Origin of the sequence: Pseudomonas sp. FR229a (assembly GCF_030209115.1) — a bacterium.
In the GTDB taxonomy this organism is placed as follows: Bacteria; Pseudomonadota; Gammaproteobacteria; order Pseudomonadales; family Pseudomonadaceae; genus Aquipseudomonas; species Aquipseudomonas moraviensis_A.
The window spans coordinates 81,696-108,427 of record NZ_JARVSP010000014.1 but is presented as its reverse complement, the minus strand read 5'-3'; the positions used below and the strand labels follow the sequence as shown (position 1 = coordinate 108,427).

The following is a 26,732-nucleotide window of genomic DNA, read 5'->3' as shown; positions in this document are numbered from 1 at the left end:
GAGCCTGCTCGCGATAGCGTCGTGTCAGTCAAATGATCTTGTTTTGACCCACCGCTATCGCGAGCAGGCTCACTCCTACAGGTGACCGCGTTCTGTCTGGAGGAATGCGATCAAAACTGTGGGAGCGAGCCTGCTCGCGAATGCGGTGGGTCAGTCAATGAAGATGTTGAATGTGAAGCCGCCTTCGCGAGCAGGCTCGCTCCCACAGGTTGGTTGAGATGTAGCTGAAGGAATGCGATCAAAAACTGTAGGAGTGAGCCTGCTCGCGATAGCGTCGTGTCAGTCAAATGATCTTGTTTTGACACACCGCTATCGCGAGCAGGCTCACTCCTACAGGTGACCGCGTTCTGTCTGGAGGAATGCGATCAAAATCTGTGGGAGCGAGCCTGCTCGCGAATGCGCTGGGTCAGGCAATGAAGTTGTGGAATGTGACGCCGCCTTCGCGAGCAGGCTCGCTCCCACAGGTTTATGTGGTGATCTGGAAAGGCATGAAAATCCCGCCCTCCGATTTTCATTAATCACGACAGCACATACTCACCAGCGACACACCTTGTCTCTCCACGAAAATTACTTTCATGCGGTTTGAAATCTCTATCTCGAAATGATTTATGAGTTTCACAACCCATTCGAACGTGACCCTTTCGAGGAGTACCGCATGACGCCTTCCTTCGGCTATTGGCTGCTCGTATACGCCGCCGTGGCCATCATTGCGCTGATCGTGTTGATCGCCCGTTACCGGCTCAATCCGTTCATTGTCATCACTCTGATTTCCCTGGGCCTGGCGCTGGTGGCCGGGATGCCGCCGTCGGCGGTGGTCGGTGCGTATGAGGCGGGTGTCGGCAAGACGTTGGGGCATATTGCGCTGGTGGTGGCGTTGGGAACGATGCTCGGCAAGATGATGGCCGAGTCCGGTGGCGCCGAGCAGATGGCGCGGACGCTGATCGAGCGATTCGGCGAGAAGAACGCGCATTGGGCGATGGTCTGCATCGCGTTTCTGGTCGGCTTGCCGCTGTTCTTCGAAGTCGGTTTCGTCTTGCTGGTGCCAATCGCCTTCACCGTGGCGCGGCGGGTTGGCGTGTCGATTCTGATGGTCGGTCTGCCGATGGTTGCCGGGCTCTCGGTGGTGCATGCGCTGGTGCCACCGCACCCGGCGGCGATGCTCGCGGTGCAGGCGTACCAGGCCTCTGTCGGGCAAACCTTGCTGTACGCCATCGCGATCGGCATTCCCACCGCGATCATCGCCGGCCCGCTATACGCCAAGTTCATCGTGCCGCGCATTCAATTGCCGGCGGACAATCCCCTGGAAAAGCAATTTCTCGAGCGCGAACCGCGCGACAAACTGCCGGGTTTCGGCATCACCATGGCGACCATTCTGCTGCCGGTGGTGCTGATGCTGATCGGAGGCTGGGCCAACCTGATTTCCACTCCCGGCAGCGCGTTCAACCAGTTCCTGTTGTTCATCGGCAATTCGGTGATCGCGTTGTTGCTGGCGACTTTGCTGAGCTTCTGGACGCTGGGCATTGCTCAGGGTTTCAACCGCGAATCGATCCTCAAGTTCACCAACGAATGCCTCGCGCCCACCGCCAGCATCACCTTGCTGGTCGGCGCTGGCGGTGGCTTGAACCGGATTCTGGTGGATGCCGGCGTCACCGATCAGATCGTCGGCCTCGCTCACGAATTTCACCTGTCGCCGCTGATCATGGGCTGGCTGTTCGCAGCACTGATGCGCGTTGCCACCGGTTCTGCAACCGTGGCGATGACCACCGCATCAGGCGTGGTCGCGCCAGTGGCCATTGGTCTGGGTTATCCACACCCTGAACTGTTGGTGCTGGCGACCGGCGCTGGCTCGGTTATCTTTTCCCACGTCAACGACGGCGGCTTCTGGTTGATCAAGGAATACTTCAACATGACGGTCGCACAGACGTTCAAGACCTGGACCGTGCTCGAGACGTTGATCTCGCTGGTCGCTTTCGGTCTGACCGTCGGCCTTTCCTACCTGCTGTAACCGGAGCCTGCCGCCCATGGACATCCTCTACCAGATCCGCGCCCGCCAGGATTCCTTCAGCGCCGGCGAGGGCCGCATCGCTCGGCTGATGCTCGACGATGTCGGCTTTGCCGCGAGCGCCAGCCTCGAAGACCTCGCGCAACGCGCCGAAGTCAGCACCGCTACGCTGTCGCGTTTTGCCCGCACGGTTGGCTGCCGCGACCTGCGCGACCTGCGCCTGCAACTGGCCCAGGCCAGCGGCGTGGGCAGCCGTTTTCTCGACCCGGCGGGCACGCCTGAGCAGTCGGCGTTCTACGGGCAAATCGTCGGCGATATCGAAACCACGCTGCGTCAGCATCTGGCCGGTTTCGACGAATCGCGTTTTGCCGATGCGGTGAAATTGCTCAGCCAGGCGCGGATGATTCATGCGTTCGGCATGGGCGGTTGCTCGACCCTGTGCAGCGATGAATTGCAGGTGCGCCTGGTGCGCCTCGGTTACCCGATCGCCGTGTGTCATGACGCGGTAATGATGCGCGTCACCGCCGCCAGCCTCAATGCCGAGCAAGTGCTGATCGTCTGCTCGCTGACCGGCATTACCCCGGAGCTTTTGGAAACGGTCGAACTGGCGCGCAACTACGGCGCGCGCATTCTCGCCATCACTCGCGGCGATTCACCACTGGCGGAACTGGCCGATGTCGTCCTGCCGCTGCAAGGCGCGGAAACCTCGTTCATCTACAAACCCACGGCGGCGCGCTACGGCATGCTGCTGGCCATCGACGTGCTCGCCACCGAGCTGGCGCTGGCCAGCCCTGAAGACAATCAAGAACGTCTGCGGCGAATCAAACTCGCCCTCGACGAATACCGTGGCGGCGACGATCACCTGCCGCTGGGAGACTGACATGCAGTACGACACCCTGATCCGCAACGCGTTGGTTATCGACGGCAGCAACACGCCCGGCTATAAGGCCGACGTGGCGATTCTCAATGGTCGCATCGAGCGCATCGGCGATCTGCCTGAAGCCCGCGCCACCGAAGTAATCGACGCCGCCGGCCGGGTGCTGGCGCCGGGTTTCATCGACGTGCACACCCACGACGACACCGTGGTCATCCGCCAACCCGAAATGCTGCCCAAGCTCAGCCAAGGCGTGACCACGGTGATCGTTGGCAACTGCGGCATCAGCGCTTCGCCAGTCACCTTGAAGGGCAATCCGCCGGACCCGATGAACCTGCTCGGCACTGCCGCAGCGTTTGTTTATCCACGTTTCAGCGACTACCGCGCCGCCGTCGAAGCGGCCAACCCCACGCTGAATGTCGCCGCGCTGGTCGGCCACACGGCGCTGCGCAGCAATCACCTCGACGACTTGTTGCGCACCGCGACTCCCGCCGAAATCAGTGCGATGCGCGAGCAGTTGCGCGACAGCCTCGAGGCCGGCGCGTTGGGCTTATCCACAGGCCTGGCCTACGCCAGCGCCTTCAACGCGTCCACCGATGAGGTCATGCAACTGACCGAAGAACTGACGGCGTTCGGCGCGGTGTACACCACCCATTTGCGCAGCGAATTCGCCCCGGTGTTGGAGGCGATGGACGAGGCGTTCCAGATCGGCCGCCACGCGCAATCACCGGTGATCATTTCCCATCTCAAATGCGCCGGCGTCGGTAACTGGGGGCGCAGTCCGCAATTGCTCGCAGCTTTGGAAGAGGCAGCGAAAACCCATCCGGTCGGCTGCGACTGCTACCCGTACGCGGCGAGTTCCTCGACTCTGGATTTGAAACAGGTCACCGACGCCCATCGCATCACCATCACCTGGTCGACACCGCACCCGGAAGTCAGCGGGCGCGACCTGATCGACATTGCTGGCGAATGGAAACTGTCGCTGGAAGAAACCGCGAAACGTCTGCAACCGGCCGGCGCGGTGTACTACGGCATGGATGAGGCGGATGTACGAAGAATCCTCGCCCATCCGCTGTCGATGGTCGGATCTGACGGACTGCCGGAAGACCCGTTCCCGCATCCGCGCCTGTGGGGCGCTTTCCCACGGGTGCTCGGCCATTTCAGTCGCGATGTCGGCCTGTTTCCGCTGCACACCGCCGTGCACAAGATGACCGGTTTGTCGGCGGCGCGTTTTGGCTTGCAAGAAAGGGGCGAGATTCGTGAAGGACACTGGGCCGATCTGGTGTTGTTCGATCCGCACACCGTGCGCGATGTGGCCGATTTCAACGATCCGCAGCGCGCGGCGCAGGGGATTGACGGGGTGTGGGTCAACGGCGTTTTGAGTTATCGCGACGGCCGGGCAAATGGGAGCAGGGCAGGGCGGTTTCTGGCTCGCGAAGGTGATCTGCGCGAAGGGTTTCGTTGAGTCGAATGACGCCAAAAGATCGCAGCCTTCGGCAGCTCCTACAGAGATCGCATTCCAATGCAGGAGCTGCCGAAGGCTGCGATCTTTTGATCTGTGTCTCATAGTGGCACTGTGCAATTAAAGAAAGCCATCAACAGGCCGATTTGCTGACATCCTCCCCGTCTACACTGTGGGGCCAATCAGTCAGGGAGCACCCCATGAGCTTCGGCAAAACCACCCCGATCCTGCGGATCTTCGATGAGGCCAAGGCTGTAGAGTTTTACGTCGATTTTCTCGGTTTCAAGATCGACTGGCAGCATCGCTTCGAAGCGAATTTTCCGCTGTATCTGCAGGTGTCGCGCGGTGAGTGTGTGCTGCATTTGTCCGAGCATCACGGCGATGCGTGCCCAGGTTCCGCGCTGCGTATCGAGACCGATGAGCTGGAGGCGTTTCAGCAGCAGTTGATGGCCAAGGACTATACGTTTTCCCATCCGCAGATTCAGGCGATGCCGTGGGGCAGTCAGGACATGACCATCGCTGATCCGTTTGGTAATCGGTTGGTGTTTACCAATGCGATCAGTCTTTGATCTGCATGCCTGAGATCAAAAGCCCCTCACCCTAGCCCTCTCCCGGAGGGAGAGGGGACCGATTGGGGGATGCTCGGGAGTTACGCCGACCTGAATGTGCTGTGCTGAATCCATAATCGACTCGGTCTTTCAGGTCGACGGACAGCGCAAGACAACTCGGTCGGCCCCCTCTCCCTCTGGGAGAGGGCTGGGGTGAGGGCAACCCCTGACACCCCATAAAACCCGCCCGCAACGCATCCCCAAAAATCCTCAATCAGTCGGCACCAACCGATCCAGCACCCGATTCACTGCCATCTCCGCGACCATCACAATCTGCGCAATGCCCTGCAACGTCTTGCGTTGCGCTCCGTTCACCAGCCCCGCCTGATCGTTGAGCATCACCGTCGCCGACCCCAGGGTTTCGCAGGCATCGGCCAGCAGCGATTCGTTGTCGGCGTCGGGATTGGCCATGTACAGCGTGTTGGATTTGTAGGGCGGGGCCATGAATTCAGCGCTGGATGGGCCGAGGTAATGATCGAGGGCGCGGTCGGCGGCTTCGTGGAATTTCTTGGACTCGGGGGATTCGTAGGGGGACGTCGGGTCGGTGGTCGGCGGGTTTGGGGTTACTTTGAACATATCCAGATCCTCATTTTGGCTGGCCACCGCTTCCCTACTAAAGGAAGTGGAGGCAGCTGTGCGCAGGTTAGTAGACCGGGGATCTGGGAAACCGGCGCGCCCGAGAGCGCCCTGCGCACAGCCACCATGAAGTTCAGGCGAGACCTGACTGTCTGATGAACGATGCACCCCAAATACTCCGGGCTACTAAACCCGATCACTGATGGGCAGTGACGCAATCACAGTAGCGATGAGGTCTGGGGCGCACAAGCCGGCGGATTCTGGCGCAGGCGTAGGCAGCGGCGCAAGGAATTGTGGGTGGTTTCGCGGAATACCGGGTTGATTTAAACAGTTGCGGCAAAGCTTGTTTAAGCGGTGTAGCGGCTGGCCTCATCGCGAGCAGGCTCACTCCTACAGTTGATCTTCGGTGTACGCGGATTTTGCATACACCAGAAATCCCTTTAGGAGTGAGCCTGCTCGCGATAGGGCCGGCACATTCACCGCCGATTCCGCAGCCGAAACTCCCCCGGCGGTATCCCGCGCCAGCTCTTGAACGTGCGATGAAACGAGCGCGGTTCGGTGAAGCCCAGATACTGCGCAATGTCCTGAATCGGCAACGTGCTGTTGAGCAAATAGTGCTCCGCCAACTCCTGACGCAGATCATCGAGAATCTGCTGATACGACGTCCCGGCCTGCTGCAACTGCCTCTGCAATGTGCGCACCGAGACGCTGAGCTGTTCCGCCACTTGCTCCTTGCGCGGCAGACCTTCCTTGAGCAAACCGCGCAGGATGTTCTTCACCTGCTGCGCCAGCGACGCCTCTTCCAGCGTCGCCAGCAACCCCATCGCATGTTCTTCCAGCGTTCGCAGCAATTGCGCATCGGCCTGACGCAGCGGCAGCTGCAAATACGCCAGCGGCACCACCAGCGCCGAATACGCCTGATCGAAAAGCACCGGGCAACCGAAAAACGCCTCGTACTCGGCCTGCGTCACCGCATCCGGCCGCGCATGCTCCAGCCATACGCAGGCCGGCGACAGCTGCGTGTCGGCGATCCAGCGCGCGTAGTGCAGCCACGAACCGAGCACGTTTTCCACCAGATGCCGACGAATCCGTGGCCGCTCGTAGCGGCAGGTCCAGATCAGATGCACGTGCTCGCCCTGCACCTCGGCGCGGCTGACGCCCATGTCGCCGACGAGTTTTTCGAACGGCATGATCCGGCTCATCGCATCGCCCAGCGTCGCGCAATTCATGGTGATGTAACCGAGTACGCTCCACGAATTGGGCAGGACGAAATTTGCCGCGTGCAGCCCGAACAAGCCATCGCCCGAGTGCTCGCAGAAATAGTCCAGCAAGCGCTCGTGAATCTCACCCGGCAGGCGCAAGGTGTTGTCGCTCAACTGCTGCGCCTGCAACCCGGCCGCCGCCAACGCAGGCTCGATGGCCATGCCCAACTGTTCGGCGTGGCGCAGGTATTTGAGCAGCGGCGGAACGGAAGTGAAGCCGAGCGATGGCATGGTCGCGGTCCTTTGATCGACGGCGCGTGAGCGAATGAATGCCGCAAGGTAAGTGGATTGCCCGACGAAAGTAAATGCCCGGACGTTTGGCGCCATTCGCTACAGGATCTGGCCGGATGCGACCGTGACAGATTGCCAGCGCTGACTAGTATGCAAGCTTGATCTGACGGCAAAAAAAGGACACACGCATGCGACGCTGGAACGGCTGGGGAGAGGCAGGCACGGTGGTGGAACTGCCGGCTCAGGGCGCGACGTTTCTCCACGAACGCCTAGGCGCTGGCCGCGCTTTGCCCGATGCGACATTGGCAGCGGCGTTGGCGCAAGTGCCGACCTCGCGCCTGGTGCCGCATCGCTTGTACAGCGTCGACACTCACGACCGTCTGCTGCACGCGCGCGGCCAGAGCCTGGCGGACTGGCTGGCGTTGCGCGAAGGTGCGCTGGGCACGTATCCCGATGCCGTGGCATTTCCGGAAACCGCCGAGCAGATCCGCCAATTGCTGGCGCTCGCCCATGATCAGGATCTGTGCCTGATTCCCTATGGCGGCGGCACTTCAGTGGCCGGACACATCAATCCGCCGACATCCGCGCGCCCGGTGCTGACGGTGTCGCTGGTGCGGATGAATCGCCTGACCGACCTCGACCAACAGAGCCTGCTGGCGACATTCGGCCCCGGTGCCAGCGGGCCGCAAGTGGAAAGCCAATTGCGCGCGCGTGGCTACACGCTGGGGCATTTTCCGCAGTCGTGGGAGCTGTCGACGCTGGGCGGTTGGGTGGCCAGTCGTTCCAGCGGCCAGCAGTCGTTGCGCTACGGGCGGATCGAGCAATTGTTCGCCGGCGGCACCCTGGAAACGTTCGCCGGGCCTCTGCAGATTCCGACGTTCCCGGCGTCGGCGGCAGGTCCCGATCTGCGTGAAATGGTCCTCGGATGCGAAGGCCGTTTCGGGATCATTTCCGAGGTCAAGGTGCGGGTCAGTGCGTTGCCGGCGGACGAACGTTTCTACGGTGTGTTCCTGCCCGACTGGCCGCAGGCGCTGCAAGCGATCCGCCAACTGGCGCAGGCGCGCGTGCCGCTGTCGATGCTGCGCCTGTCGAACGCGGTGGAAACCGAAACGCAACTGGCGCTGGCCGGTCATCCGCAGCAGATCGCCTGGCTGGAAAAGTACCTCAAGCTGCGCGGTGCCGGCGACGGCAAATGCCTGCTGACTTTCGGCGTCACCGGCAATCGCCAGCAAAACGCACTGTCGCTGAAACACGCGCGCCGGCATCTGAAAGCCTTCGGCGGCGTGTTCACCGGCACCCTGCTGGGCAAGAAGTGGGCGCAGAACCGCTTCCGCTTTCCTTACCTGCGCGAGAACCTGTGGAACGCCGGTTACGTGGTCGACACCCTCGAAACGGCCACCGACTGGAGCAACGTCGACCACTTGCTCAGCCTCATCGAAAACAGCCTGCGCGACGCCTTGGCCGCCGAGGGCGAACGCGTGCATGTGTTCACTCACCTGTCCCACGTTTATGGCGAAGGCTCGAGCATCTACACCACCTACGTATTTCGCCCGGCGGCGGACTATGCCGCGACGCTGGCGCGCTGGCGGGCGCTCAAACACGCGGCCAGCCAGACCATCGTCGACCACCACGGCACCATCAGTCATCAGCATGGCGTCGGCAAGGATCACGCGCCCTATCTGCTACGGGAAAAAGGCCCGCTGGCGATGCAGACGTTGCAGGCGCTGAGCAAACATTTCGACCCGGAAGGGCGCCTCAATCCCGGCACTCTGTTGCCAGAGTGGCGGCCATGACGGCGAACTGGAACGCGCAATGGCGCGAGCAGATGTTGCCGACGCTGGCGGATGAAACCTGGGACCTGATCGTTATCGGCGGCGGCATCAGCGGTGCCGGAATTGTCCGCGAAGCGGCGCGCCGGGGCTGGCGCTGTCTGCTGCTGGAGCAGCGGGATTTTGCCTGGGGCACGTCCAGTCGATCGTCGAAAATGGTCCACGGCGGTTTGCGTTACATCGCCAAGGGCCAGTGGCGCCTGACCCGCGATTCCGTGCGCGAGCGCCAGCGCTTGCTTGACGAAGCGCCGGGGCTGGTCGAGCCGATGAGTTTCATGATGCCGCACTATCGCGGCGGCTTTCCCGGGCCGCGCGTCATGGGCGGCTTGCTCTCGGTGTACGACGCGCTGGCGGGGCGGCGCAACCATGGTTTTCATGACGCGCTGCAACTGCGTTTTCTCGCGCCGGGGGTGAAGGAAAACGGTTTGCTCGGCGGCAGCTGTTTTGTCGATGCACTGACCGATGACGCGCGGCTGGTGATGCGCGTACTGCGCGAGGCCCGGGCCGATGGCGCGGTGACAATCAATGCTGTGCGGGTCACGCAACTGCTGCGTGAAGACGGGCGGGTGTGTGGGGTTCGGGTTGAGGATTGCGAGGGCGGCACGACGCTGCAACTGCGCTCCGCTGTGTTGGCCGTGGCCACGGGTGCATGGGCTGAGCGCTTGCGTCCCGCTGAAGCTGTGAAGCAATTGCGACCGTTGCGCGGTAGTCATCTGTTACTGCCGGGCTGGCGCTTGCCGGTGGCCCAGGCGTTCACTTTTCTGCATCAGCGCGATCGGCGTCCGGTGTTTGTTTTTCCCTGGGAAGGCGCGACGGTGGTCGGCACCACGGACCTCGATCACCGCGAAGACCTAGACCACAGCGCGCGCATTTCCAGCGACGAACTCGACTACCTGCTCGCCGCGTGCCAGCAGCAATTTCCCGGCGCCGAAATAGGCGTCGACGATGTGCTGTCGACCTGGTCAGGCGTGCGTCCAGTGGTCGGAAGCGCGGCGGGTGCGCATCAAGACAAACCATCTAACGAAACCCGCGAACATGTGCTGTGGCAGGAGCCCGGTTGCGTGACGTTGGCCGGCGGCAAACTGACCACATTTCGCCCGCAAGCGATCGAAGTGCTCAAGGCTTGTGCGGCGATGCTTGGGCGTCCTTTTGTCGACGACGGTGCGCCGGTGTTCGCCGCTGTGCCGCCGCTGACGATTGCGGGACTGAGCGGCAATCAATGGCGACGCTTGGCCGGGCGTCACGGTCGAGACCTGCCGAGGCTGGCGCAATTGCTTGGCGAACTCGGTCTGGAAACGGTTGGCGCCACCGACACGTTGTGGGCAGAGCTGGCGTTTGCCTGCCAGGCGGAAATGATTCTGCACCTGGATGATTTGCTGCTGCGCCGCACCCGTTTGGGCCTGTTGCTGCCGCGCGGTGGCGAGGATTATTTGCCGGCGATCCGCACGCCCTGCCAGCCACGATTGGCTTGGAACGATGAGCGCTGGCAAGCGGAAATCCAGCGCTATCGTTTGCTGTGGCTGCGCGATCACGGCTTGCCGGAGATCACGCCATGAAATACCTATTGGCCATCGACAACGGCACCCAGAGCGTGCGTGCGTTGCTCTTCGATCTGCAGGGCAATCTGCTCGGCAAAGGCAAAGTCGACTTGCAAGCGTACTACTCGACGCAACCCGGTTGGGCCGAGCAGGACCCGGAATATTACTGGGCGAAACTCGGCGAGGCCTGTCAGCAACTCTGGCAGCAGACCGGCATCGACCGTGCGCAGATTGCCGGCGTGTCCCTGACCACTCAGCGCGGCACCGTGATCAATGTCGACGCCGAGGGCAAACCGCTGCGCCCGGCAATTGTCTGGCTCGATCAACGTCAGACTGAAGTCGAGGGCGGCATCAAAGGGCCGTGGGGCTGGCTGTTCAAACTGGTCGGCGCCCAAGCGACGGTGGATTATTTTCGCGCCCAGGCCGAGGCCAACTGGATCGCCCGGCATCAACCCGAGGTGTGGGCGTCGACCGACAAGTATTTACTGCTTTCAGGCTTCCTCACCCATCGCTTGTGCGGGCGCTTCGTTGATTCCGTGGGCTGCTGCGTCGGCTATCTGCCCTTCGACTTCAAACGGCTGAAATGGGCGGCCCCGCGTGACTGGAAATGGCAGGCGCTGGCGGTGCGCCCCGAGCAGTTGCCGACCCTGCACAAACCCGGCGAAACCCTCGGCTACATCACAGCCGAAGCCGCTCGCCACACGGGCATTCCCGAAGGCCTACCGCTGATTGCCGCTGGCGCGGACAAGGCCTGCGAAGTGATCGGCTCCGGCGTGGTCGATGCGAGCACCGTGTGCCTGTCCTACGGCACCACCGCGACCATCACCAGCACGCGCTCACGCTACCTGGAAATCGTCCCGCTGATCCCGCCGTATCCCTCGGCCGTGCCCGATCAGTACAACTGTGAAGTGATGATCTATCGCGGCTACTGGATGGTCAGCTGGTTCAAGAACCAGTTCGGCCTGCGCGAGATGCAACAGGCGAAAGCGCAAGGGATCGAACCGGAGCAACTCTTCGACGCCCTGGTCGACGAAGTGCCACCGGGCTCGATGGGCCTGATGCTGCAACCCTACTGGTCACCGGGCATCCGCGAGCCGGGCGTGGAAGCCAAGGGCGCGATGATCGGCTTCGGCGACGTGCACACCCGCGCGCACATCTACCGCGCGATTCTCGAAGGACTGGCCTACGCGCTACGCCAAGGCATGGAGAACATCGAGCGACGCTCAAAGGTCTCGATCAAACGCCTGCGCGTCGCCGGCGGCGGCTCACAAAGCGACGCCGCCATGCAACTGACCGCCAACATCTTCGGCCTGCCGGCCGAGCGCCCGCATGTGTATGAAGCGTCCGGGTTGGGGGCGGCGATTTGTTGTGCGGTGGGGTTGGGATTGCACAGGGATTTTTCCACGGCCATTGCGGCGATGACTCGGGTTGGCGCGGTCTTTAACCCACAACCCGAGGCGCAGAAGATCTACCAGCAACTGTACAAAGACGTCTACCTGCGCATGTACCGGCAGCTCAAACCGCTGTACCAAAGCATCCGCAAAATCACCGGGTATCCCGCGTAAAAAGCACACCACAAATCCCCTGTAGGAGTGAGCCTGCTCGCGATAGCGGTGTTTCAGTCAGCCTGCCTTTTACTGACACACCGCTATCGCGAGCAGGCTCACTCCTACAAGGGCATCCCGGTGTATTTGAGATGGCACTGCCGTTCGGCGGGCCTCACTTCAATCAGACCTGAATATGCTAGCCTGCAATCAATGATTTCATTGATTGCAGGAGGGCGACATGGCTAGCATCACTATTCGAAACCTTGACGAGACGCTCAAGGAGCAGCTGCGCATTACCGCTGCACACAATGGACATTCCATGGAAGAAGAAGCTCGGCTGATTCTGGGCCGAGCGCTCACCAAGGTTGATCGTGCCGGAGGGCTCGGCAGTCGGATTCACCAGCGTTTCAGCGCCGAGGGCGGAGTCGACCTCGAGCTGCCTGCGCGTGCAGAGAAACCGGTCGGTGTGGACTTCTCTGAATGATAGTGCTCGATACCAACGTTCTATCCGAATTCATGCGCATCGAACCCGAGGCTCAAGTGCTGGCCTGGGTGGATGCGCAACCGGCCATGGACCTGGCCATCAGCGCGATCACTGTGGCGGAGATACTGCACGGCATCGCTCGATTACCTTCCGGCAAGCGCAAACAAAAACTCCAGGCCCACGCGTTGGCAATGTTCGAAGAGGATTTTGCCGGGCGGATTTTGCCATTCGATGCGCACGCGGCCGTCGAGTACGCGACGCTGGTCGCCGATGCAGAGGCGGAGGGGCGGGGGATTGCAATGGCCGATGCGCAAATCGCAGCGATCTGCCGAGGCCACGGAGCTGCGATTGCTACACGTAATGTTCGGGATTTCGAGTTTTCCGGGATTGAAGTGATCAATCCGTGGCAGGTCTGAAAATCTGCTCTGTCATTTAAACCGCATTCGCGAGCAGGCTCGCTCCCACAAGGGATCTGCGGTGTGCTCAGAATCCAGCGTGGCACGCAAATCCAAAATGTGGGAGCGAGCCTGCTCGCGAATGCGGAGTGTCAGGCAACGGTGATTTGATTGATCCACCGCAATCGCGAGCAGGCTCACTCCTACACGGTTTCCGAGGTGTTCACAGATTTTGTGTTCGACCTGGGACCTGTAGGAGTGAGCCTGCTCGCGATTCGGTTTCAGCTACAGCGCAAAACCAAAATCAAACGCGGAAGTGGCTGACCATCTGCTGCAACTGACCACCCAACCGCGCCAGTTCAACACTCGACGCTGCCGTCTCATCACTCGCTGCGGCGGTCTGTTCGGACACGTCGCGGACGTTGATGATGCTGCGGCTGATCTCTTCAGCCACTGCACTTTGCTGTTCAGCCGCCGCAGCGATCTGCTGGTTCATCGACTGGATGTTCGACACCGTGCGGGTGATGTTTTCCAGCGAGGCGCCGGCCTTGCGCGTCAGGGCGACGCTGCTGTCGGTCAGCGCGCGGCTGTTGTTCATCACTGCAGAAACCTGCTGGGTACCGTTCTGCAGACCGGCGACCAGACCTTCGATTTCCTCGGTTGATTTCTGTGTGCGCTGAGCCAGACCACGCACCTCATCGGCGACCACGGCAAAACCGCGCCCGGCTTCACCGGCACGCGCGGCTTCGATCGCGGCGTTGAGCGCGAGCAGGTTGGTCTGTTCGGCGACAGCCTTGATCACGTCCATGACGCTGCCGATCTTGTCGCTTTCCTGCTGCAACACGCTCATCGCTTCGGTCGAACGCACCACTTCGCTGGCCAGACGCTCGATCTGCGCGATGGCCTCATTCACCACCTTGTCGCCTTCACGAGCTTCGCCGTCCGCAGCGGCAGCGGCTTGCGACGCTTCTTCGGCATTGCGCGCAACTTCCTGCACGGTGGCAGTCATTTCGTGCATGGCAGTGGCGACCTGATCGGTCTCGACTTTCTGGCTGTTCACACCAGCACTGGTCTGTTCAGTCACCGCCGAGAGTTCTTCGGCGGCGCTGGCAATCTGCGTGACGCCGTCGCGGATGCCACTGATCAAGTCGCGCAGGGTCACGCCCATGCGCGCGATGCCTTGCTGCAACACGCCGAGCTCGTCGCGGCGGGTGACGGTGACGTTCTGGGTCAGGTCGCCGCTGGCGATGCGCTCGACCACGGCCAGGGTTTCCTGCAACGGACGGGTGATCTGACGGGTGATGATCACCGCCGCAATCACGCCAACCAACAGCGCCAGCAACGTGCTGATCAACTGGAAGGTGCGCGCCTGGGCGCTTTCAGCGTCACGACGATCAAGTTGAATCTGGTACAGCTGCTCGCTCAGGGCGACGATGGTGGTGCCCTGATCGGTCATTTCCTTCCGCGCCTGCACGGCATCGGTGTTGGCGTTCTTGTACGCCATCAACGCGCTGCGATAGCTGGTCAGCGCGGTTTCCAATTGGCGCAGGGCATCCTGCTGAGTCGCGGCAAATTGCGCGTTCAACGGTTTGAGGCTGGCGATGGCCGCATCGATCTGGCCGACGGCTTTCTGCTCGGTCTCGGCGTTGCTGGTCGCGGTGTAACCACGCACTTCATAACGCGCGAGGATGAACGCTTCCTTGGCAGCGGTGACAGCCTGGAACTGCTCGAAACGCTGATCGCTCAACTCCATCTGCTGCACGCGCTGGCTGATCGATTCGATCAGGTTGTACGCGGTCTGAGCGTTGACGCTCATGGTGTCGCGCGCACTGTTACCGGTGCGATAGGCGTTGCGCATTTTGTTCAGCGAGGTCTGGTATTCAGCGATGGTCGCGGCCTGCTGCTTGAGCAGCGCGACGTTCTCCGGGCTCTTGAATTTGCTGATCAGCGCCTGCTGCTGCGCAGCGAAACTTTCCAGAGTGGTCTGCACATTCTGCGCGGCGGTTTCGTCGCCGTTGGTCAGCATGTATTGCAGGCGCACCACGCGCAGTTTGGTCAGGCCAGCGTTGAGCTGGGTGATGTCGCTCATCCAGTTGCTGCGGTCGATCAGGCTACCAAGGCTGGTCCAGCCGGTCAGCGCCAGAATGCAGGTCAGGGCCAGCACCAGGCCGAAGCCCAGGCCGAGTTTCATGTTCACGCTGATGTTACCGAACCAGCTATTCATGCAAATCCTCCAGAAACGTTGGGTTTCTTGGTCGTCAGTTAAGCTGGAAGATTGTTGTTCTTTTGAGCCAGCAGGGGTGTTAGCAGGTCTGTATCGGCCGCAAACCCGAGAGCTGAAAGGATTTTTGTCTGACAGGTTTCGCGCAACTCAACCGAGGCGCCGCGACCACCGCTGATCCGACGCCTCGAACCCCGGATTGACCAGCGCCGTCAGCACATGATCCTGCCAACGCCCGGCAATGTTCAGATACGCCTTCGCATAGCCCTCACGCTCAAAACCCAAACGCTCAAGCAAACGCGCACTGCGCTCATTGCCCGGAATGTAATTGGCCATGATCCGATGCAGATTCTGCACATCGAACATATAACCAATCCCCGCCTCCAGCCCCTCCTGCATCAAACCCTGCCCCTGATGCGCCTCATTGATGTGATAACCCAAATAACACGCCTGAAACGCCCCACGAATGATCCCGCTGAAATTGCACGCACCGATCATCTGCTGATTGTCTGGCGACAGCAGAGCGAAATGCATCGCCAGGCCTGCGTCGAAGGCGCTGGCCTGGATCTCGAGGCGACGGCGGATATTGGCGGTGGAGAAGTAGTCGGTAGTGCGGATGGGCGACCAGCGCGCCAGGTGACGCTGGTTGCGCTGGTAGAAAGCGCTTTCGAGCTCGGCCTGATCGGGGGAGAGGATCGCCAGCGTCAGGCGCGAGCAGGGCAGGGATAACAGCGGCATCGAGCGCTCCTTGGCGAGGGATCTGCAGGCAGAGTCGCGCAATATGGTGGGGAGCGGCAAGGTGCGGGGAAATGATGGGCGAAAAAAAGCCCGCTAGGAGCGCGGGCGAACCGTAGTTTCTTGAATGAGCAGGGGGATTTTATCGGTTTGCGGGGCGGGGTGCGGTGAAGAAAAATTCATGTCGAAACAGGCGCATCAATTTTTCGCCATGCTTTCTGACGGGCCGCTACCCATAAACCGCTAACGGCTTCAATGCCCTCAAAACCAAGCGATGATTTTCAGAACATCTTTGCTCACAAAATCGCGCATGGCGGAATTTTGATACTAGACGTCGAGTTGGCGGGAGCGACGAAAGACTGGCGGCGATTATTGTTTTCGCACAAATGCAGGAAACAAAAATCATGCTGCCGTTGATTGAAAGAACAGACAGTCACGTTCATTTTTTTACTTCGCAAGACCTGCGCCGAGTGTCCACTGCGCTGCCTTATGCATTACCTGAGCCGCACTCGCTGACAGCCTATCTAGATAACCTGATGGCTGCCGGTATTGCTCCGACGCTGATCAATAACGTCCATCTCAGTATTCTGCCGGACTCGAAAAACGTATTTGCCTCGTTTGACGAACTCAAGAATCTTCAGGCAGTCGACCCTCAGCGCTACGGCGGCGTGAGATTGGTGGGGACGATCAAGGCAGACCCGGCTTACGCCACGAAAGAACGGCTCTCGCACCCACAGGTGATTGGCGCCCGCATCGTTTTGCACGATGCACGGCCGGAAAGCGTTTCTCCCACCCAGTTCAGCGATGAGCAATGGCTGGCGTTTTATCAATGCCTGCAACCGCATCAACATCTGCACATTTACGCGAAAGAAGCCGAGACGAATTTGCGCGTACTGCGCCAGATCCCTTGCGATGTGCGGGTCGTCATCGATCACCTTGGCACTTGCCACCCCGAGCGGGGCATCACCGAGCCTGCCTGGATCGCGCTGCTTGCCGAAGCCAGCGTACGCGGCAACGTGTGCTTCAAGGGGCCCGGCTATCGAACCAGCAGCCGTCCCGAAGAAACCGCTCGTTTCGTGACGCAAATCGTCCGCGCAGTCGGCGCAGACAAGATCCTGCTGGAAGCCACCGATGCCCCTCATGTCGGAACAGACAACGAGGGGATGAAGTATTCCGAGCGGTTCAATCTGGAAAAGGCGTTCAACTTTGTTGATGCCGTTGCCCTGCATGTTTCCCGAGTAACCGAAATTCCTGTTGGCCAACTTCTGCGAGGAGCGTCTGGCCAGTTGGCAAGTTGATCTACGCCCACACCTCTCACTTCGAGATCACTCAGAAATGACGAACATTACAACAAGAGACATCACCTTCAGCGTCAACTACGGCGATGAAACACTCAGCCTCAAAGGCACGGTATTTCAGCCGGAACAACGCGATGCTGCGTCGCAAAAACTGCCACCGGTAATTTTCAACTCCGGCTTCACCGGCGGAGTCACGATGTACGGCCAACTGTTCGGTCGCGCCCTGGCGGCCCTTGGTTATCGGGTCATGACGTACGACGTGGCAGGCTTCTTTTCCAACAAGCACATCCGTAACACCATCGAGTCCGGCGATAAAGTCATCACCAACGTCATACTCGAAGACCAGAAAGATGAAGTGTTGGGGGCCGTTGCGTGGGCGCGGGAAAATTTCGGTGAGATGCCGGTAGTCGCATCGTGGGCGATGGGCTCGGTGGCAAGCCTTGGAGCGGTGGCTGAACTCGCCGCGGCCGGCGCCGAACAGATCCGCTTCTGGGTGCCGATGAGCTATACCAACATCCGCAAACTGCAGGCCTTGCGCGCAGATCCGGCGGCAGCGGATGCGGCCATCGCGCAACTCGCCGATGACGCGCCGATCCCGCCGTTCGACACCGGCACCGATGAGACCCGACTCGGTTACTACCCACTGGATCCTGAAACCCAGGCCTATGTCGACCAACAACTGGGTGGCTACACCGAAGCCGGCGGCGCGGATCGTTGGCCGGGCTGCACCCACGTGACGGCGAAATCCTACAAGTCCTACGTGCAATATGACCCGGAGCAAGCCATCGAAGGCGCAAAAGGCTTCCCGCCCGCGCTGATCATCCATGGCGCCGATAACACTCTGCACATGCCGTCGGAGTCCGTGCGTCTGCATCAAAACTATCCGGGCGATGCCGGCCCGCACGCGTTGATCATTTCGAAGATGCAGCATGGTCAGCAGAATCAGGCCGACCACCCGGTGTTCAAATCGATGATCCAGAGCATCGACGAAGCCATCCGCGCGCGGGCCTGATCCGCTCGCCATTCTCCTGCGAGACCTCGGATATCGAGGTCTCGCAGCGATTCCCCAGCCTCGCGGGGCTTGTCCTGTCTGGCTGAATGCGTGCCCAGCCCCTAACATGCGGGTCGAAAGCCGTTCGCTCGAACGGCTGGCCCCATGAAAGGATCTGGCGATGACAGCCCCCATCGATTCAGCGACGTCTGTGAATAACTGTACGACCAAGCGAATCGGGCTGCTCATTCTCCCGCAGTTCTCCATGATGGCGCTGGCGGGTGCCAGTGAGCCGCTGCGTGCGGCCAATCGGCTGTCCGGCAAACCGCTTTATGAGTGGACTCTGCTGACTGAAACGGGCGGACCGGTCAGCTCCAGCAGCGGCATCGAAATCCACACTGTGCCGGTTGATCAGGCGCCGGAACTGGATCGCGTGTTCGTTCTGGCGAGCCTGGACATCGAGCATCAGAAACCACCGAAAATCCTGCGTTTCCTCCAGCGTGCCGCCTCGCGCGGGATTACCGTAGGAGCGCTGAGCACCGGCACTTTCATCCTCGCCCGTGCCGGTTTACTGGAGGGCAAGCGCTGTACCTTGCACTGGGAATCCATCGGTCAGTTCTCCGAAGAATTCCCGACGATCGAAGTCACCCGAGAGCTCTACGTCAACCATGACAACCGCTGGACCTGTGCCGGAGGTACGGCGGCGATTGACCTGATGCTGGCGCAGATCGCGCTCGATTTCGGTAATCAGCTCGCGGCGAGTGTCGCCGAGCAATTTCTGCACGCCCGGATACGTGCGCCGGAAGAGCATCAGCGAATGTCGATCCAGTGGCGGTTCGGCATCCACGATCGCCGGCTGACCGCCGCCATCGCGTTCATGGAAAACAATCTGGAGAACATCGTTGGCATCGAAGAAATTGCCGACCGCTGCAATCTCTCCCATCGGCAACTCGAACGTCTGTGGCATCAGCACTTTGGCATGACGCCGAAGAAGTTCTATCTGGAGCTGCGGTTGAACGAAGCACGGCGGTTGCTGCGTGAAAGTACCCAGCCCATTGCGTCGATTGCCTACAGCTGCGGGTTCGTTTCGGCATCCCATCTGGGTGCTGCATACCGTCGTGTCTGGGGCTGTACGCCCGGAGAAGAGCGGCGGAAATTTGATGATGCTCACTCCTGATTCCTTTACACGGAACATTCACCATAAAACCTCCGGACCACTCACTCCGCAAAATCCCATAGCTAGCTAATGACTTGGCCCGCCAAGCGAAGAACTCCGGCGAGCCTGTTCATTTGACGACCGCGCCTACAGCGATCTGCCATCACTGCAAAGCGTTGCACTTCATGCGAGCTGGTTGCGTCACGTCGATTTTTTGATAGAAATCGTCGAACTCCAAGCTCAGAGTGCTTGCACCGGCGCGGTACTGTTTCGTCCAGACACGGCGTTCACTCCAGATGCGCGACCGATAAAAACAACAATGACGTACAGAAGGCACAACCCTCATGGAAACCTTGAGTTTCATTCTGGAAAACGCTGGGCTGATCGGTCTGCTACTCGGCCAGCACCTGTTCATCGTGGCGGTAGCGGTGGGGCTGGCAATTCTGACCGGCGTGCCCGTGGGGATCTTCATCTCCCAGCACCCCAGAACACGCCGTTGGGTCCTTGCCTTCGCCGCGGTTCTGATGACCATTCCCTCCGCCGCGCTGTTCGGGCTGATGATTCCGGCGCTCTCGCAGATCGGCTACGGCATCGGCGTGGTGCCGGCGGTCATTGCGCTGTTTCTCTACTCCCAGTTGCCGATCATCCGCAACACCACCACGGCGATCGCCAACATCGACCCCGCCTTGCGTGAAGCCGCCATCGGCATGGGTATGTCGACCGGGCAACGACTGCGCAAGGTTGAGCTGCCGATTGCGGTGCCGCTGATCATGGCCGGCGTGAGGATGGCCACCGTCATCAACATCGGCATCGCAGCCATCGCCGCTTACATTGGCGCCGGCGGCCTCGGCAGCCTGATCATTCGCGGCATCGCGCAATCGGATACTCGACAGCTTCTGGCCGGTGCGATCGTCATCAGCGTCATCGCCATCGCCGCCGATTATGCGCTGTACGGCTTGCAGCGCCTGCTGACGCCCAACGGCTTGAACAAGAACAAACTGGCCACCGGCCGAATGAAGGAAGCGACGACGTGATCCAGATCGAGAACCTGAACAAGCAATTCGGCGCTGTCACGGCGGTAGAAGATGTCTCATTCAATGTCGAAGAGGGACAGATCTGCGTACTGCTCGGGCCGTCCGGCTGTGGCAAAACCACGACGCTGAAAATGATCAACCGACTGATCATGCCGACGTCCGGCACGATCAAAATCAATGGTCGCGACACCTCCGAACTGGACAGCGTCACCCTCAAACGCTCCATCGGCTATGTGATCCAGCAAGTCGGCCTGTTCCCGAATATGACCGTCGAGGAAAACATCTGCGTCGTGCCCAATCTGTTGGGCTGGGACAAGAGCAAAAGCCGTAAACGCGCCGCCGAGTTGCTGGAAGTGGTCGCGCTGGATCCGGCGAAGTTTCTCAAGCGCTATCCCTGTGAGCTGTCCGGTGGGCAACAGCAGCGCATCGGCGTAGCGCGGGCGCTGGCTGCGGATCCGCCGGTGATGCTGATGGACGAGCCCTTCGGCGCCATCGACCCGATCAACCGCGAAGTGATCCAGGACGAGTTCATGCGCATCCAGCGCCTCGTCAACAAGACCGTGTTGTTCGTCAGCCACGACATCGACGAAGCGGTGAAGATGGCCGACTGCGTAGCCCTGTTCCACAACGGCAAAATCCAGCAGTTCGGCAGCTCGGATGATCTGCTGGCCCGGCCCAATAGCGACTTCGTGGCGAACTTCATGGGCGGTGATCGGATCATGAAACGCTTGCGCCTGCTGCGCGCGGCGGACGTCGTCAGCAAGATCGCGCCGCGCGAACACATGCAGATCGTCGGCAGCAACAGCGGCATCGCGGCGGACTCGCACCTCATCGTCAAACCGGGCGATGACCTGCGCCAGGTGCTCTCCCAACTGCTCGGTCGCGGCCAGGACTGGGCGCTTTGCAACGACAGCGACGGGCGCTTTGTCGGCTATGTGCACCAGGCTGACATCCTCGCGCGACTGGTTGAAAACATCACTCCGGCGGTGCACTGACCATGGCCGACTTACTCAACCGATTTTGGCAGGGACTGCAGTTCTACTGGGGTGACATCAGCTACCTGACCGTCCAGCACTTGCAGATCGTCGCCGTCAGCGGCGTGTTGGCTATCGCCATTGCGCTTCCGTTGGGTGTGTGGATGAGCCGCCCGGCGAACCAGCGTTATGCCATGGCCAGCATGCAGGTGCTGAACGTAGGGCAGGCAATTCCCAAGCTCGCACTGTTGGCCTTGGCCATGAGCTTGATCGGCGTTGGCAGCGGCGCGGCCATCATCGGCTTGTTTGTCGCGACCTTGCTCCCCGTCGCGGTCAACACCTACGAAGGCTTGCGCGCGGTGCCGCAGCACTTGGTCGAAGCAGCCGAAGCCATGGGCATGACACCACGGGAAACGCTGTGGAAAGTCGAAATTCCCAATGCATTGAACGTGATATTCGCCGGCATCCGCACCGCACTGGCGATCAACGTCGGCACCGCACCGCTGGCCTTCCTGGTCGGCGGCGGCGGACTGGGCGAGTTGATCTTCACCGGAATCGACCTGAACGACTTCGGCATGATGCTCGCCGGCGCCGTATCGACCGCGCTCCTGGCAATCGCCGTTGATCTGGGCTGCGGCTTGATTCAAACCGTTGCAGTCTCCCGAGGCTTGCGCATGACCGGACGCCAATGAATCCGAACACCCTTCACCTAAATCAATAACATGAGGTGCACGATGATTTATCGAATCCTGGCCAGTCTGATCTTCAGCCTTAGTCTCGTTGCCGGTGTTGTCGGCAACGCTACTGCCGATACCAAAATTGTCGTCGGCGGCAAGAAATTTACCGAACAACAATTGGTCGCCGAAATGACCACACAACTGCTGCGCGCCAACGGCTACAAGGTCGATAAACGCGCGGACCTGGGTTCATCGGTACTCCGCGCTGCACAAGAGAACGGCCAGGTCGATGTGTATTGGGAATACACCGGCACCTCCCTGATTACTTACAACAAAGTCACCGAAAAACTCAGCGCAGAGGAAACCTACAAAAAGATCAGCGAACTCGATGCGCAAAAGGGCATCACCTGGCTCAACCCTTCCAAAGCCAACAACACCTACGCACTAGCGATGCGCAAAGTCGACGCCGAAAAGGATGGCGTCGTCTCGATCAGCGATCTGGCAAAAAACATCGAAGCGGGCGAATCGTACAAGTTTGCGTCGAATGCCGAGTTCTTCTCACGTCCTGATGGACTGCGTCCTCTTCAGGAGGAGTACGGGTTTGAATTCGAGCGGAAGAATATTGTGCGGATGGATGGTGGGTTGACGTATCAGGCGCTTAGGGATGGTCAGGTTGATTTGGCGTTGGTGCTGTCGACGGATGGGCGGATTCCGGCTTTTGGGTTTGTGGTGTTGAAGGATGATAAGGGGTTCTTTCCTGGTTATGCGTTGACGCCGGTTGTTCGGACAGAGGTGCTTGAGGCGAATCCGAAGATTGGGGAGTTGCTGAATGCGCTTTCTTCCAAGCTGGATGACGGGACGATTGCGGGGCTGAATTCGCGGGTTGATGTGGGGCGGGAGGCTATTGAGGGGGTGGCTAAAGCGTTTCTGCAACAAAGCGGTTTGCTTTAGTTGGCGGCGGTGGCGGGAAGCTATGATCTCGCTATAGGTTGTCCGGGACGGATCTAGCCAAACTGTGAATATCAAAGTGGATTCCGCCCGGCCAGTGATACCAGCTAGACGAGCTCATGTGCCCACTTATAGCTGCTGTACAAGAAAGGCCGACTGTCCTCCTTTTTGGTCTCCACAACCCTCAAGCGCACCTTCGTGCCTACCGGATAGCCCCGGATTTCTCTAGAACACTCTATCTTCATGTTCTGGGCAAAAGACTCTCCGCTGGCTGGTCGAACACCATTCTTGCGGCGGGCTGGGTCATAGAAAACTTCCGCGATGATTGAGACGTACTCTTCTGGATCGTGCCTCAGCTCCCAAGTCATAGCCGCTCCGTGAACCATTGGGTTGTTGAAGTTTGAGTGAGGATCAGCCAATCCACGCTGTCAAAACCTCAAATATGATTCGGATTGGAGCCTGACGTCGTGCGGAGCAAGTCCTTGGGCTTGCGGCTTTGAATTTTCACGTCTGAAAGGCATCTGACTTGAGCTGCCCTAGGCATTCCATCGCAATTTGTGTAGTCAAAACTTTCCCGGCCACGGGCTGGGAATACCTTTCGAAATGGATCTGTATGAGGCGCTGCGGAGCTCAATGGCCCTAAACTCCCCCGTATTTACTGGATTCTAGGCACAAAAATAGACGTCCGTGAACGTCTTTAGAGCCGGGGTAATCTGAAATGATTAGCTATCTTGTTGAAATATATGTGAAAAATTCGGTTTGATATTTGATTGGAATACATTTTGGAATGCCCAGTGACTGGATTTGAGCTCAGGGGGCCGTGGCGCTCCTTGTGGCTGATCTCGTGGTCTCTGCCGGTGGAGCTGTATTCAAACATCGGCGAGGTATAAGCCAGACTCAGCCTCCATCCTCACCAGGTTCTCAATGATTTGAGCGCGTTTGACGCCACGCGTCTCAGCTAGCGCATCAAGCTGAGCGATCACTGCTTTCGAGAGCATGACGTTGACCTGCTTCTTGTCTGCGGCGCGTTCGTCGAACTGCTTACGGCTCCATCGCTTCTTGATCTCTCGAATCATCGCCGCCCGTTCGTAACGGCCTATATCAGCCTGGTCGAAGAACATCAGCAGCTCTTGGTGGTTGCTGATTGGCGCTTGCCTGGATAGCGGGGACAGATGCTTCTTCTCAAGCCATTCCCAGGCGCAAACACAGCGCCTTTCGCTCTCCTTTTTATCGGCAAACCACTCGAACTCGATGTCCTTCGACTTGTGCCTACGCCAGTCACGGTGAAGGTCATCGATCTGGGATGCCTTCTCAGCAATATCGACATCCCAAAGGTCGACCATGGCGATGAGGCGATCCCTGCCAGTGAGGTGGACTAGGTCGCGATGCAGGCGCAGGTTAGTCATCTGTTCGATCTCGCGGATCAGCCACCGGTGCTGCCGTTCATTCTCTTCGATCCAGTCCAGCTTTTCGTTTGGAAGTAGGAATAGGTCCTTCTGTCTAGGTATGCGGGACTGGAAGAACCTCTGGCTCCTCAGGGCCCTGGCTATCTCGTCACGCATGGTGAGGCCGTTGCAGGTTCTGAGATCAAGCCTGGCCTCTTTGTAGTAATAGAGGAACAGCCACAACCAGATGTCGTGGCGATGGTTTTGATGAGGCTCTTGGAGTAGCTCGCTCAGCCTGTCCGCATCCTTATTGCGTGTGCGATTGTTGATTTCCATGTCATCTCATCCGGATCTAGGGGCGGCTATGGGGGCAAAATCTAGATAATTCTACATTGATTCTATGGTGTTCTAGATAGATTCTTGTTGATTTATATAAGTATTCTACAGCGATTCTAGAATAATATTGTCTAGTTATCACCAGATTTCATTGGGGTTTGTTGAGGTTATTGCAGGCTACAGAGTCTTTTTTAGCTTTCCCTTGTGCAATAGGAGAGCTCAGGACGGGACGCCGCTACAGGAAGCATGGCTTTGCTAGCCACGCTCAGGCGGGCGAAAGTGCATCTGGGGGAAACTAATCTGATGTACAAACTCAAGCCGGATGTTCTGCTGGGCGTGGCGTGAGTCCGGGCGGTTTCTGAGTGAGGTCGGGTAGTCACAAGGTGGGCTAGGGTCTGAGTCAGCGCTCGGGACCAGAGCGCTGTACGTATGTACGTACACAGCTTGAAGGTGCACCGTAGGAGCGCCTGCGGAGCCTGCGGATCAGTTCTTCAATGTTTTTTTACCGGCTCTGCCAATCCTCTGAACGATTACGAGGAGCCCCGTTCATGAGGATCATCCGTCTGAAAGAAGTCATAGACTCGACAGGCCTTGCCCGGTCGACCATCTACAAATACATCGCGGAAGGCACCTTCCCGAAACCGGTGTCACTGGGCGACCGCTGCGTCGGCTGGGTCGACAGCGAAGTGCATGACTGGATCCTGGCAAGGATCGAGGAGCGGGACTTGGCTGACGGGATTGCGTTGCGCCCGACCAAGCACCTAAGCGTGGCTAGCTAAAATGACCATCTGCGCCATGACCGGCTAAGGCTGGTCATGGCATTTATGCCGCTGGAAAGCCCAGCGCTCTCAGCTAACTCTCCCAGGAGGAAACTCGGTGAATCTCTCGGCAGGCTCGGCAATGTTGCACCCCATTGCTTGGCCAGCCTGGGATGGCCGCTGGGGCTTGGATCGGGATCTAGTTATATAGCTCTACGCTATCAATTTATAACAACACAATAGCCTGAGCTCTAATGGCAACACGGGCTCTATTACCCGGCCTATGGGTTGGGTCATCAGTTAAAAAATACAAAACACGTACCTGGTATGCGACCCCCCAATCAGGTACACAACCATGACCAAGCGAAACACCAGCACCGTTCGATCTCAATCCGATACCGCTATCCGGATTGAGCGCCTCATAAACTCCATTCAGCATACAGATAGCCAAGCCTTCCGAATCACATACTCAAAGCATGGTGATGAGCAGGTCAGTGAAGCTAGGCTGTCAAAATACTTTGATGGGATCGTGCAGATGGTCGCGCTGTTCGATTGTGATGCGGAGTACCAGCACAGCTGGCAATTAAGCCTTTTTCAGGAAGCCTGCCAGGCCATTGGGGTTGAGCGCAGTCCCTTTGGCATTACCTGCTTGAACGAGAGTGAAACGCGCTATCTGAGCATCAGCGAGGCGCTGAACGAGCTGACCAAGAGCATCCGAACTCTCCTCACCCAAAAGAGATTCAAACGTAGGGAACACGACCATCGCTACCAGGCGATTCAGCAAGAGATCGAGATCGGCCGCTACGTTGATGCCGTGCTTGATCGCTATGCCCGTACCTGCGTGGTCAGGATTGATCTGTATTACCGAACTGAGGCCCAAGCTAGGTTGCGTGTGGAGCACGTATTCGACGACCTGAACCGGTTGATTGCTGAGCGTGAACGTAACCTGATTTTCGATCATGAAACCGGCTACATCTGCAGTGTTGAACAAGGCGAGGATCGTGGGTATCACATTCATGCTGCTTTCTTCTTCAACGGCGCTGAAGTGAGTGCCGACATCTACAGGGCACAGCGGATCGGAGAGCTGTGGCAGCGCATCACCCGTGGTCAGGGCTGCTTCAACAACTGCAACCTCGAAAAAGATAAACATCAAGACAGGCTGGGGATTGGCCTGATCCACAGGCGTGACCTGAGCGCGCGGGGTAACGTGCATTACGCCATGCGTTACCTGGTCAAGAATGATCAACATTTGCGGCTCAAGCCAGTAGGCGCTCGTTGCTTGCGTAAGGGGCTGGTAAGGAAGGTTTCCGGCATGACTAATCGGTCCATTCCCGGGCGAGCGTAACTCCTCAGGTAGGTTGAGGTTGATGGCTCAAGTTCGCGCTGGTGATCCGAAGGGTTGCCAGCGCGC

The 26,732-nt window shown here is 59.3% G+C and carries 23 protein-coding genes and 1 pseudogene; 18 read left to right on the top strand and 6 right to left on the bottom strand.

The window, feature by feature from the left end; translation table 11 throughout:
• The first annotated feature begins 655 nt into the window (after positions 1-655).
• The 4 genes from QRN33_RS13040 (at position 656) to QRN33_RS13025 (ending at position 4,907) form a co-directional block, all read left to right on the top strand.
• A complete protein-coding gene (locus QRN33_RS13040; protein ID WP_065615704.1) occupies positions 656-2,005 on the top strand; it encodes a GntP family permease in 1,350 nt (449 codons plus the stop codon).
• A 16-nt stretch (positions 2,006-2,021) separates the two neighbouring features.
• Positions 2,022-2,882, top strand: a complete 861-nt coding sequence (locus tag QRN33_RS13035; RefSeq protein WP_042608818.1) for a MurR/RpiR family transcriptional regulator — start codon at positions 2,022-2,024, stop codon at positions 2,880-2,882.
• Between the two features lies 1 nt (position 2,883).
• The gene (locus QRN33_RS13030) at positions 2,884-4,341 is read left to right on the top strand and encodes an N-acyl-D-amino-acid deacylase family protein (RefSeq protein WP_285408919.1); all 1,458 of its coding nucleotides are present in this window, start codon (positions 2,884-2,886) and stop codon (positions 4,339-4,341) included.
• A 197-nt stretch (positions 4,342-4,538) separates the two neighbouring features.
• On the top strand, positions 4,539-4,907 hold the full coding sequence (locus QRN33_RS13025) for a glyoxalase superfamily protein (protein ID WP_042608820.1): 369 nt from the start codon (positions 4,539-4,541) through the stop codon (positions 4,905-4,907).
• 249 nt (positions 4,908-5,156) lie between these two features.
• Here the strand turns inward: QRN33_RS13025 and QRN33_RS13020 are convergent, their stop codons facing one another.
• Both QRN33_RS13020 and gliR read right to left on the bottom strand, forming a co-directional pair.
• Positions 5,157-5,522, bottom strand: a complete 366-nt coding sequence (locus QRN33_RS13020; protein ID WP_285408917.1) for a DUF6124 family protein — start codon at positions 5,520-5,522, stop codon at positions 5,157-5,159.
• A 476-nt stretch (positions 5,523-5,998) separates the two neighbouring features.
• A complete protein-coding gene (gene gliR / locus QRN33_RS13015; RefSeq protein ID WP_285408915.1) occupies positions 5,999-7,015 on the bottom strand; it encodes an AraC family transcriptional regulator GliR in 1,017 nt (338 codons plus the stop codon).
• A gap of 188 nt (positions 7,016-7,203) precedes the next feature.
• On the opposite strand from gliR, the gene QRN33_RS13010 reads away from it, so the two are divergent.
• The 5 genes from QRN33_RS13010 (at position 7,204) to QRN33_RS12990 (ending at position 12,829) form a co-directional block, all read left to right on the top strand.
• Positions 7,204-8,808 (top strand): FAD-binding oxidoreductase, encoded by a 1,605-nt coding sequence (locus QRN33_RS13010; RefSeq protein WP_285408913.1) that lies wholly within the window; start codon positions 7,204-7,206, stop codon positions 8,806-8,808.
• Entirely contained in the window at positions 8,805-10,400 is a 1,596-nt protein-coding gene (locus QRN33_RS13005) for a glycerol-3-phosphate dehydrogenase/oxidase (RefSeq protein ID WP_285408911.1), read from the top strand. The genes QRN33_RS13010 and QRN33_RS13005 overlap by 4 nt, the downstream gene beginning before the upstream one ends.
• Positions 10,397-11,947 (top strand): FGGY-family carbohydrate kinase, encoded by a 1,551-nt coding sequence (locus QRN33_RS13000; protein ID WP_285408909.1) that lies wholly within the window; start codon positions 10,397-10,399, stop codon positions 11,945-11,947. The genes QRN33_RS13005 and QRN33_RS13000 overlap by 4 nt, the downstream gene beginning before the upstream one ends.
• A 220-nt stretch (positions 11,948-12,167) precedes the next feature.
• Complete coding sequence (locus QRN33_RS12995; RefSeq protein WP_064364524.1) at positions 12,168-12,413, top strand: FitA-like ribbon-helix-helix domain-containing protein; 246 nt, start codon at positions 12,168-12,170, stop codon at positions 12,411-12,413.
• Positions 12,410-12,829: a type II toxin-antitoxin system VapC family toxin gene (locus QRN33_RS12990; protein WP_116657737.1), complete on the top strand. Its 420-nt coding sequence runs from the start codon at positions 12,410-12,412 to the stop codon at positions 12,827-12,829. The genes QRN33_RS12995 and QRN33_RS12990 overlap by 4 nt, the downstream gene beginning before the upstream one ends.
• Before the next feature lie 283 nt (positions 12,830-13,112).
• On the opposite strand, the gene QRN33_RS26735 is transcribed toward QRN33_RS12990, so the two are convergent.
• The 3 genes and pseudogenes from QRN33_RS26735 to rimJ all read right to left on the bottom strand — a co-directional run bounded on the left by QRN33_RS26735 (position 13,113) and on the right by rimJ (position 15,767).
• The gene (locus QRN33_RS26735) at positions 13,113-13,826 is read right to left on the bottom strand and encodes a methyl-accepting chemotaxis protein (RefSeq protein WP_371915160.1); all 714 of its coding nucleotides are present in this window, start codon (positions 13,824-13,826) and stop codon (positions 13,113-13,115) included.
• Between the two features lie 144 nt (positions 13,827-13,970).
• Positions 13,971-14,897: pseudogene (locus QRN33_RS26730) on the bottom strand (methyl-accepting chemotaxis protein); the annotation flags it as partial.
• 282 nt (positions 14,898-15,179) lie between these two features.
• Positions 15,180-15,767 (bottom strand): ribosomal protein S5-alanine N-acetyltransferase, encoded by a 588-nt coding sequence (gene rimJ, locus QRN33_RS12980; protein WP_285408905.1) that lies wholly within the window; start codon positions 15,765-15,767, stop codon positions 15,180-15,182.
• Between the two features lie 401 nt (positions 15,768-16,168).
• Here rimJ and QRN33_RS12975 point away from each other — a divergent pair, with 401 nt between their 5' ends.
• The 7 genes from QRN33_RS12975 (at position 16,169) to QRN33_RS12945 (ending at position 22,845) form a co-directional block, all read left to right on the top strand.
• A complete protein-coding gene (locus QRN33_RS12975) occupies positions 16,169-17,062 on the top strand; it encodes an amidohydrolase family protein (protein WP_285408904.1) in 894 nt (297 codons plus the stop codon).
• A gap of 37 nt (positions 17,063-17,099) precedes the next feature.
• On the top strand, positions 17,100-18,074 hold the full coding sequence (locus QRN33_RS12970) for a dienelactone hydrolase family protein (RefSeq protein ID WP_285408902.1): 975 nt from the start codon (positions 17,100-17,102) through the stop codon (positions 18,072-18,074).
• Between the two features lie 160 nt (positions 18,075-18,234).
• Entirely contained in the window at positions 18,235-19,230 is a 996-nt protein-coding gene (locus tag QRN33_RS12965; protein ID WP_285408900.1) for a GlxA family transcriptional regulator, read from the top strand.
• A 323-nt stretch (positions 19,231-19,553) separates the two neighbouring features.
• Entirely contained in the window at positions 19,554-20,243 is a 690-nt protein-coding gene (locus tag QRN33_RS12960; RefSeq protein WP_116657733.1) for an ABC transporter permease, read from the top strand.
• On the top strand, positions 20,240-21,238 hold the full coding sequence (locus QRN33_RS12955) for an ABC transporter ATP-binding protein (RefSeq protein WP_285408898.1): 999 nt from the start codon (positions 20,240-20,242) through the stop codon (positions 21,236-21,238). Before QRN33_RS12960 ends, QRN33_RS12955 begins: the two co-directional genes overlap by 4 nt.
• A gap of 2 nt (positions 21,239-21,240) precedes the next feature.
• Positions 21,241-21,909 (top strand): ABC transporter permease, encoded by a 669-nt coding sequence (locus QRN33_RS12950; RefSeq protein WP_285408896.1) that lies wholly within the window; start codon positions 21,241-21,243, stop codon positions 21,907-21,909.
• A gap of 42 nt (positions 21,910-21,951) precedes the next feature.
• Positions 21,952-22,845, top strand: coding sequence for a glycine betaine ABC transporter substrate-binding protein (locus QRN33_RS12945; RefSeq protein ID WP_285408895.1), 894 nt, complete (start codon positions 21,952-21,954; stop codon positions 22,843-22,845).
• 866 nt (positions 22,846-23,711) lie between these two features.
• Here the strand turns inward: QRN33_RS12945 and QRN33_RS12940 are convergent.
• Positions 23,712-24,563 (bottom strand): hypothetical protein, encoded by an 852-nt coding sequence (locus QRN33_RS12940; protein ID WP_285408893.1) that lies wholly within the window; start codon positions 24,561-24,563, stop codon positions 23,712-23,714.
• A gap of 548 nt (positions 24,564-25,111) precedes the next feature.
• Here QRN33_RS12940 and QRN33_RS12935 point away from each other — a divergent pair.
• Together QRN33_RS12935 and QRN33_RS12930 are read left to right on the top strand one after the other, a co-directional pair.
• Positions 25,112-25,342, top strand: coding sequence for a helix-turn-helix transcriptional regulator (locus tag QRN33_RS12935; RefSeq protein ID WP_285408891.1), 231 nt, complete (start codon positions 25,112-25,114; stop codon positions 25,340-25,342).
• 334 nt (positions 25,343-25,676) lie between these two features.
• Positions 25,677-26,666 (top strand): YagK/YfjJ domain-containing protein, encoded by a 990-nt coding sequence (locus QRN33_RS12930; protein ID WP_285408889.1) that lies wholly within the window; start codon positions 25,677-25,679, stop codon positions 26,664-26,666.
• Positions 26,667-26,732 lie beyond the last annotated feature (66 nt).

Bases quoted from the DNA above. Each gene is read 5' to 3' on its own strand.
- QRN33_RS13040 (WP_065615704.1), top strand. From the start codon at position 656: ATGACGCCTTCCTTCGGCTATTGGCTGCTCGTATACGCCGCCGTGGCC.
- QRN33_RS13035 (WP_042608818.1), top strand. From the start codon at position 2,022: ATGGACATCCTCTACCAGATCCGCGCCCGCCAGGATTCCTTCAGCGCC.
- QRN33_RS13030 (WP_285408919.1), top strand. From the start codon at position 2,884: ATGCAGTACGACACCCTGATCCGCAACGCGTTGGTTATCGACGGCAGC.
- QRN33_RS13025 (WP_042608820.1), top strand. From the start codon at position 4,539: ATGAGCTTCGGCAAAACCACCCCGATCCTGCGGATCTTCGATGAGGCC.
- QRN33_RS13020 (WP_285408917.1), bottom strand. From the start codon at position 5,522: ATGTTCAAAGTAACCCCAAACCCGCCGACCACCGACCCGACGTCCCCC.
- gliR (WP_285408915.1), bottom strand. From the start codon at position 7,015: ATGCCATCGCTCGGCTTCACTTCCGTTCCGCCGCTGCTCAAATACCTG.
- QRN33_RS13010 (WP_285408913.1), top strand. From the start codon at position 7,204: ATGCGACGCTGGAACGGCTGGGGAGAGGCAGGCACGGTGGTGGAACTG.
- QRN33_RS13005 (WP_285408911.1), top strand. From the start codon at position 8,805: ATGACGGCGAACTGGAACGCGCAATGGCGCGAGCAGATGTTGCCGACG.
- QRN33_RS13000 (WP_285408909.1), top strand. From the start codon at position 10,397: ATGAAATACCTATTGGCCATCGACAACGGCACCCAGAGCGTGCGTGCG.
- QRN33_RS12995 (WP_064364524.1), top strand. From the start codon at position 12,168: ATGGCTAGCATCACTATTCGAAACCTTGACGAGACGCTCAAGGAGCAG.
- QRN33_RS12990 (WP_116657737.1), top strand. From the start codon at position 12,410: ATGATAGTGCTCGATACCAACGTTCTATCCGAATTCATGCGCATCGAA.
- QRN33_RS26735 (WP_371915160.1), bottom strand. From the start codon at position 13,826: ATGCACGAAATGACTGCCACCGTGCAGGAAGTTGCGCGCAATGCCGAA.
- rimJ (WP_285408905.1), bottom strand. From the start codon at position 15,767: ATGCCGCTGTTATCCCTGCCCTGCTCGCGCCTGACGCTGGCGATCCTC.
- QRN33_RS12975 (WP_285408904.1), top strand. From the start codon at position 16,169: ATGCTGCCGTTGATTGAAAGAACAGACAGTCACGTTCATTTTTTTACT.
- QRN33_RS12970 (WP_285408902.1), top strand. From the start codon at position 17,100: ATGACGAACATTACAACAAGAGACATCACCTTCAGCGTCAACTACGGC.
- QRN33_RS12965 (WP_285408900.1), top strand. From the start codon at position 18,235: ATGACAGCCCCCATCGATTCAGCGACGTCTGTGAATAACTGTACGACC.
- QRN33_RS12960 (WP_116657733.1), top strand. From the start codon at position 19,554: ATGGAAACCTTGAGTTTCATTCTGGAAAACGCTGGGCTGATCGGTCTG.
- QRN33_RS12950 (WP_285408896.1), top strand. From the start codon at position 21,241: ATGGCCGACTTACTCAACCGATTTTGGCAGGGACTGCAGTTCTACTGG.
- QRN33_RS12945 (WP_285408895.1), top strand. From the start codon at position 21,952: ATGATTTATCGAATCCTGGCCAGTCTGATCTTCAGCCTTAGTCTCGTT.
- QRN33_RS12940 (WP_285408893.1), bottom strand. From the start codon at position 24,563: ATGGAAATCAACAATCGCACACGCAATAAGGATGCGGACAGGCTGAGC.
- QRN33_RS12935 (WP_285408891.1), top strand. From the start codon at position 25,112: ATGAGGATCATCCGTCTGAAAGAAGTCATAGACTCGACAGGCCTTGCC.
- QRN33_RS12930 (WP_285408889.1), top strand. From the start codon at position 25,677: ATGACCAAGCGAAACACCAGCACCGTTCGATCTCAATCCGATACCGCT.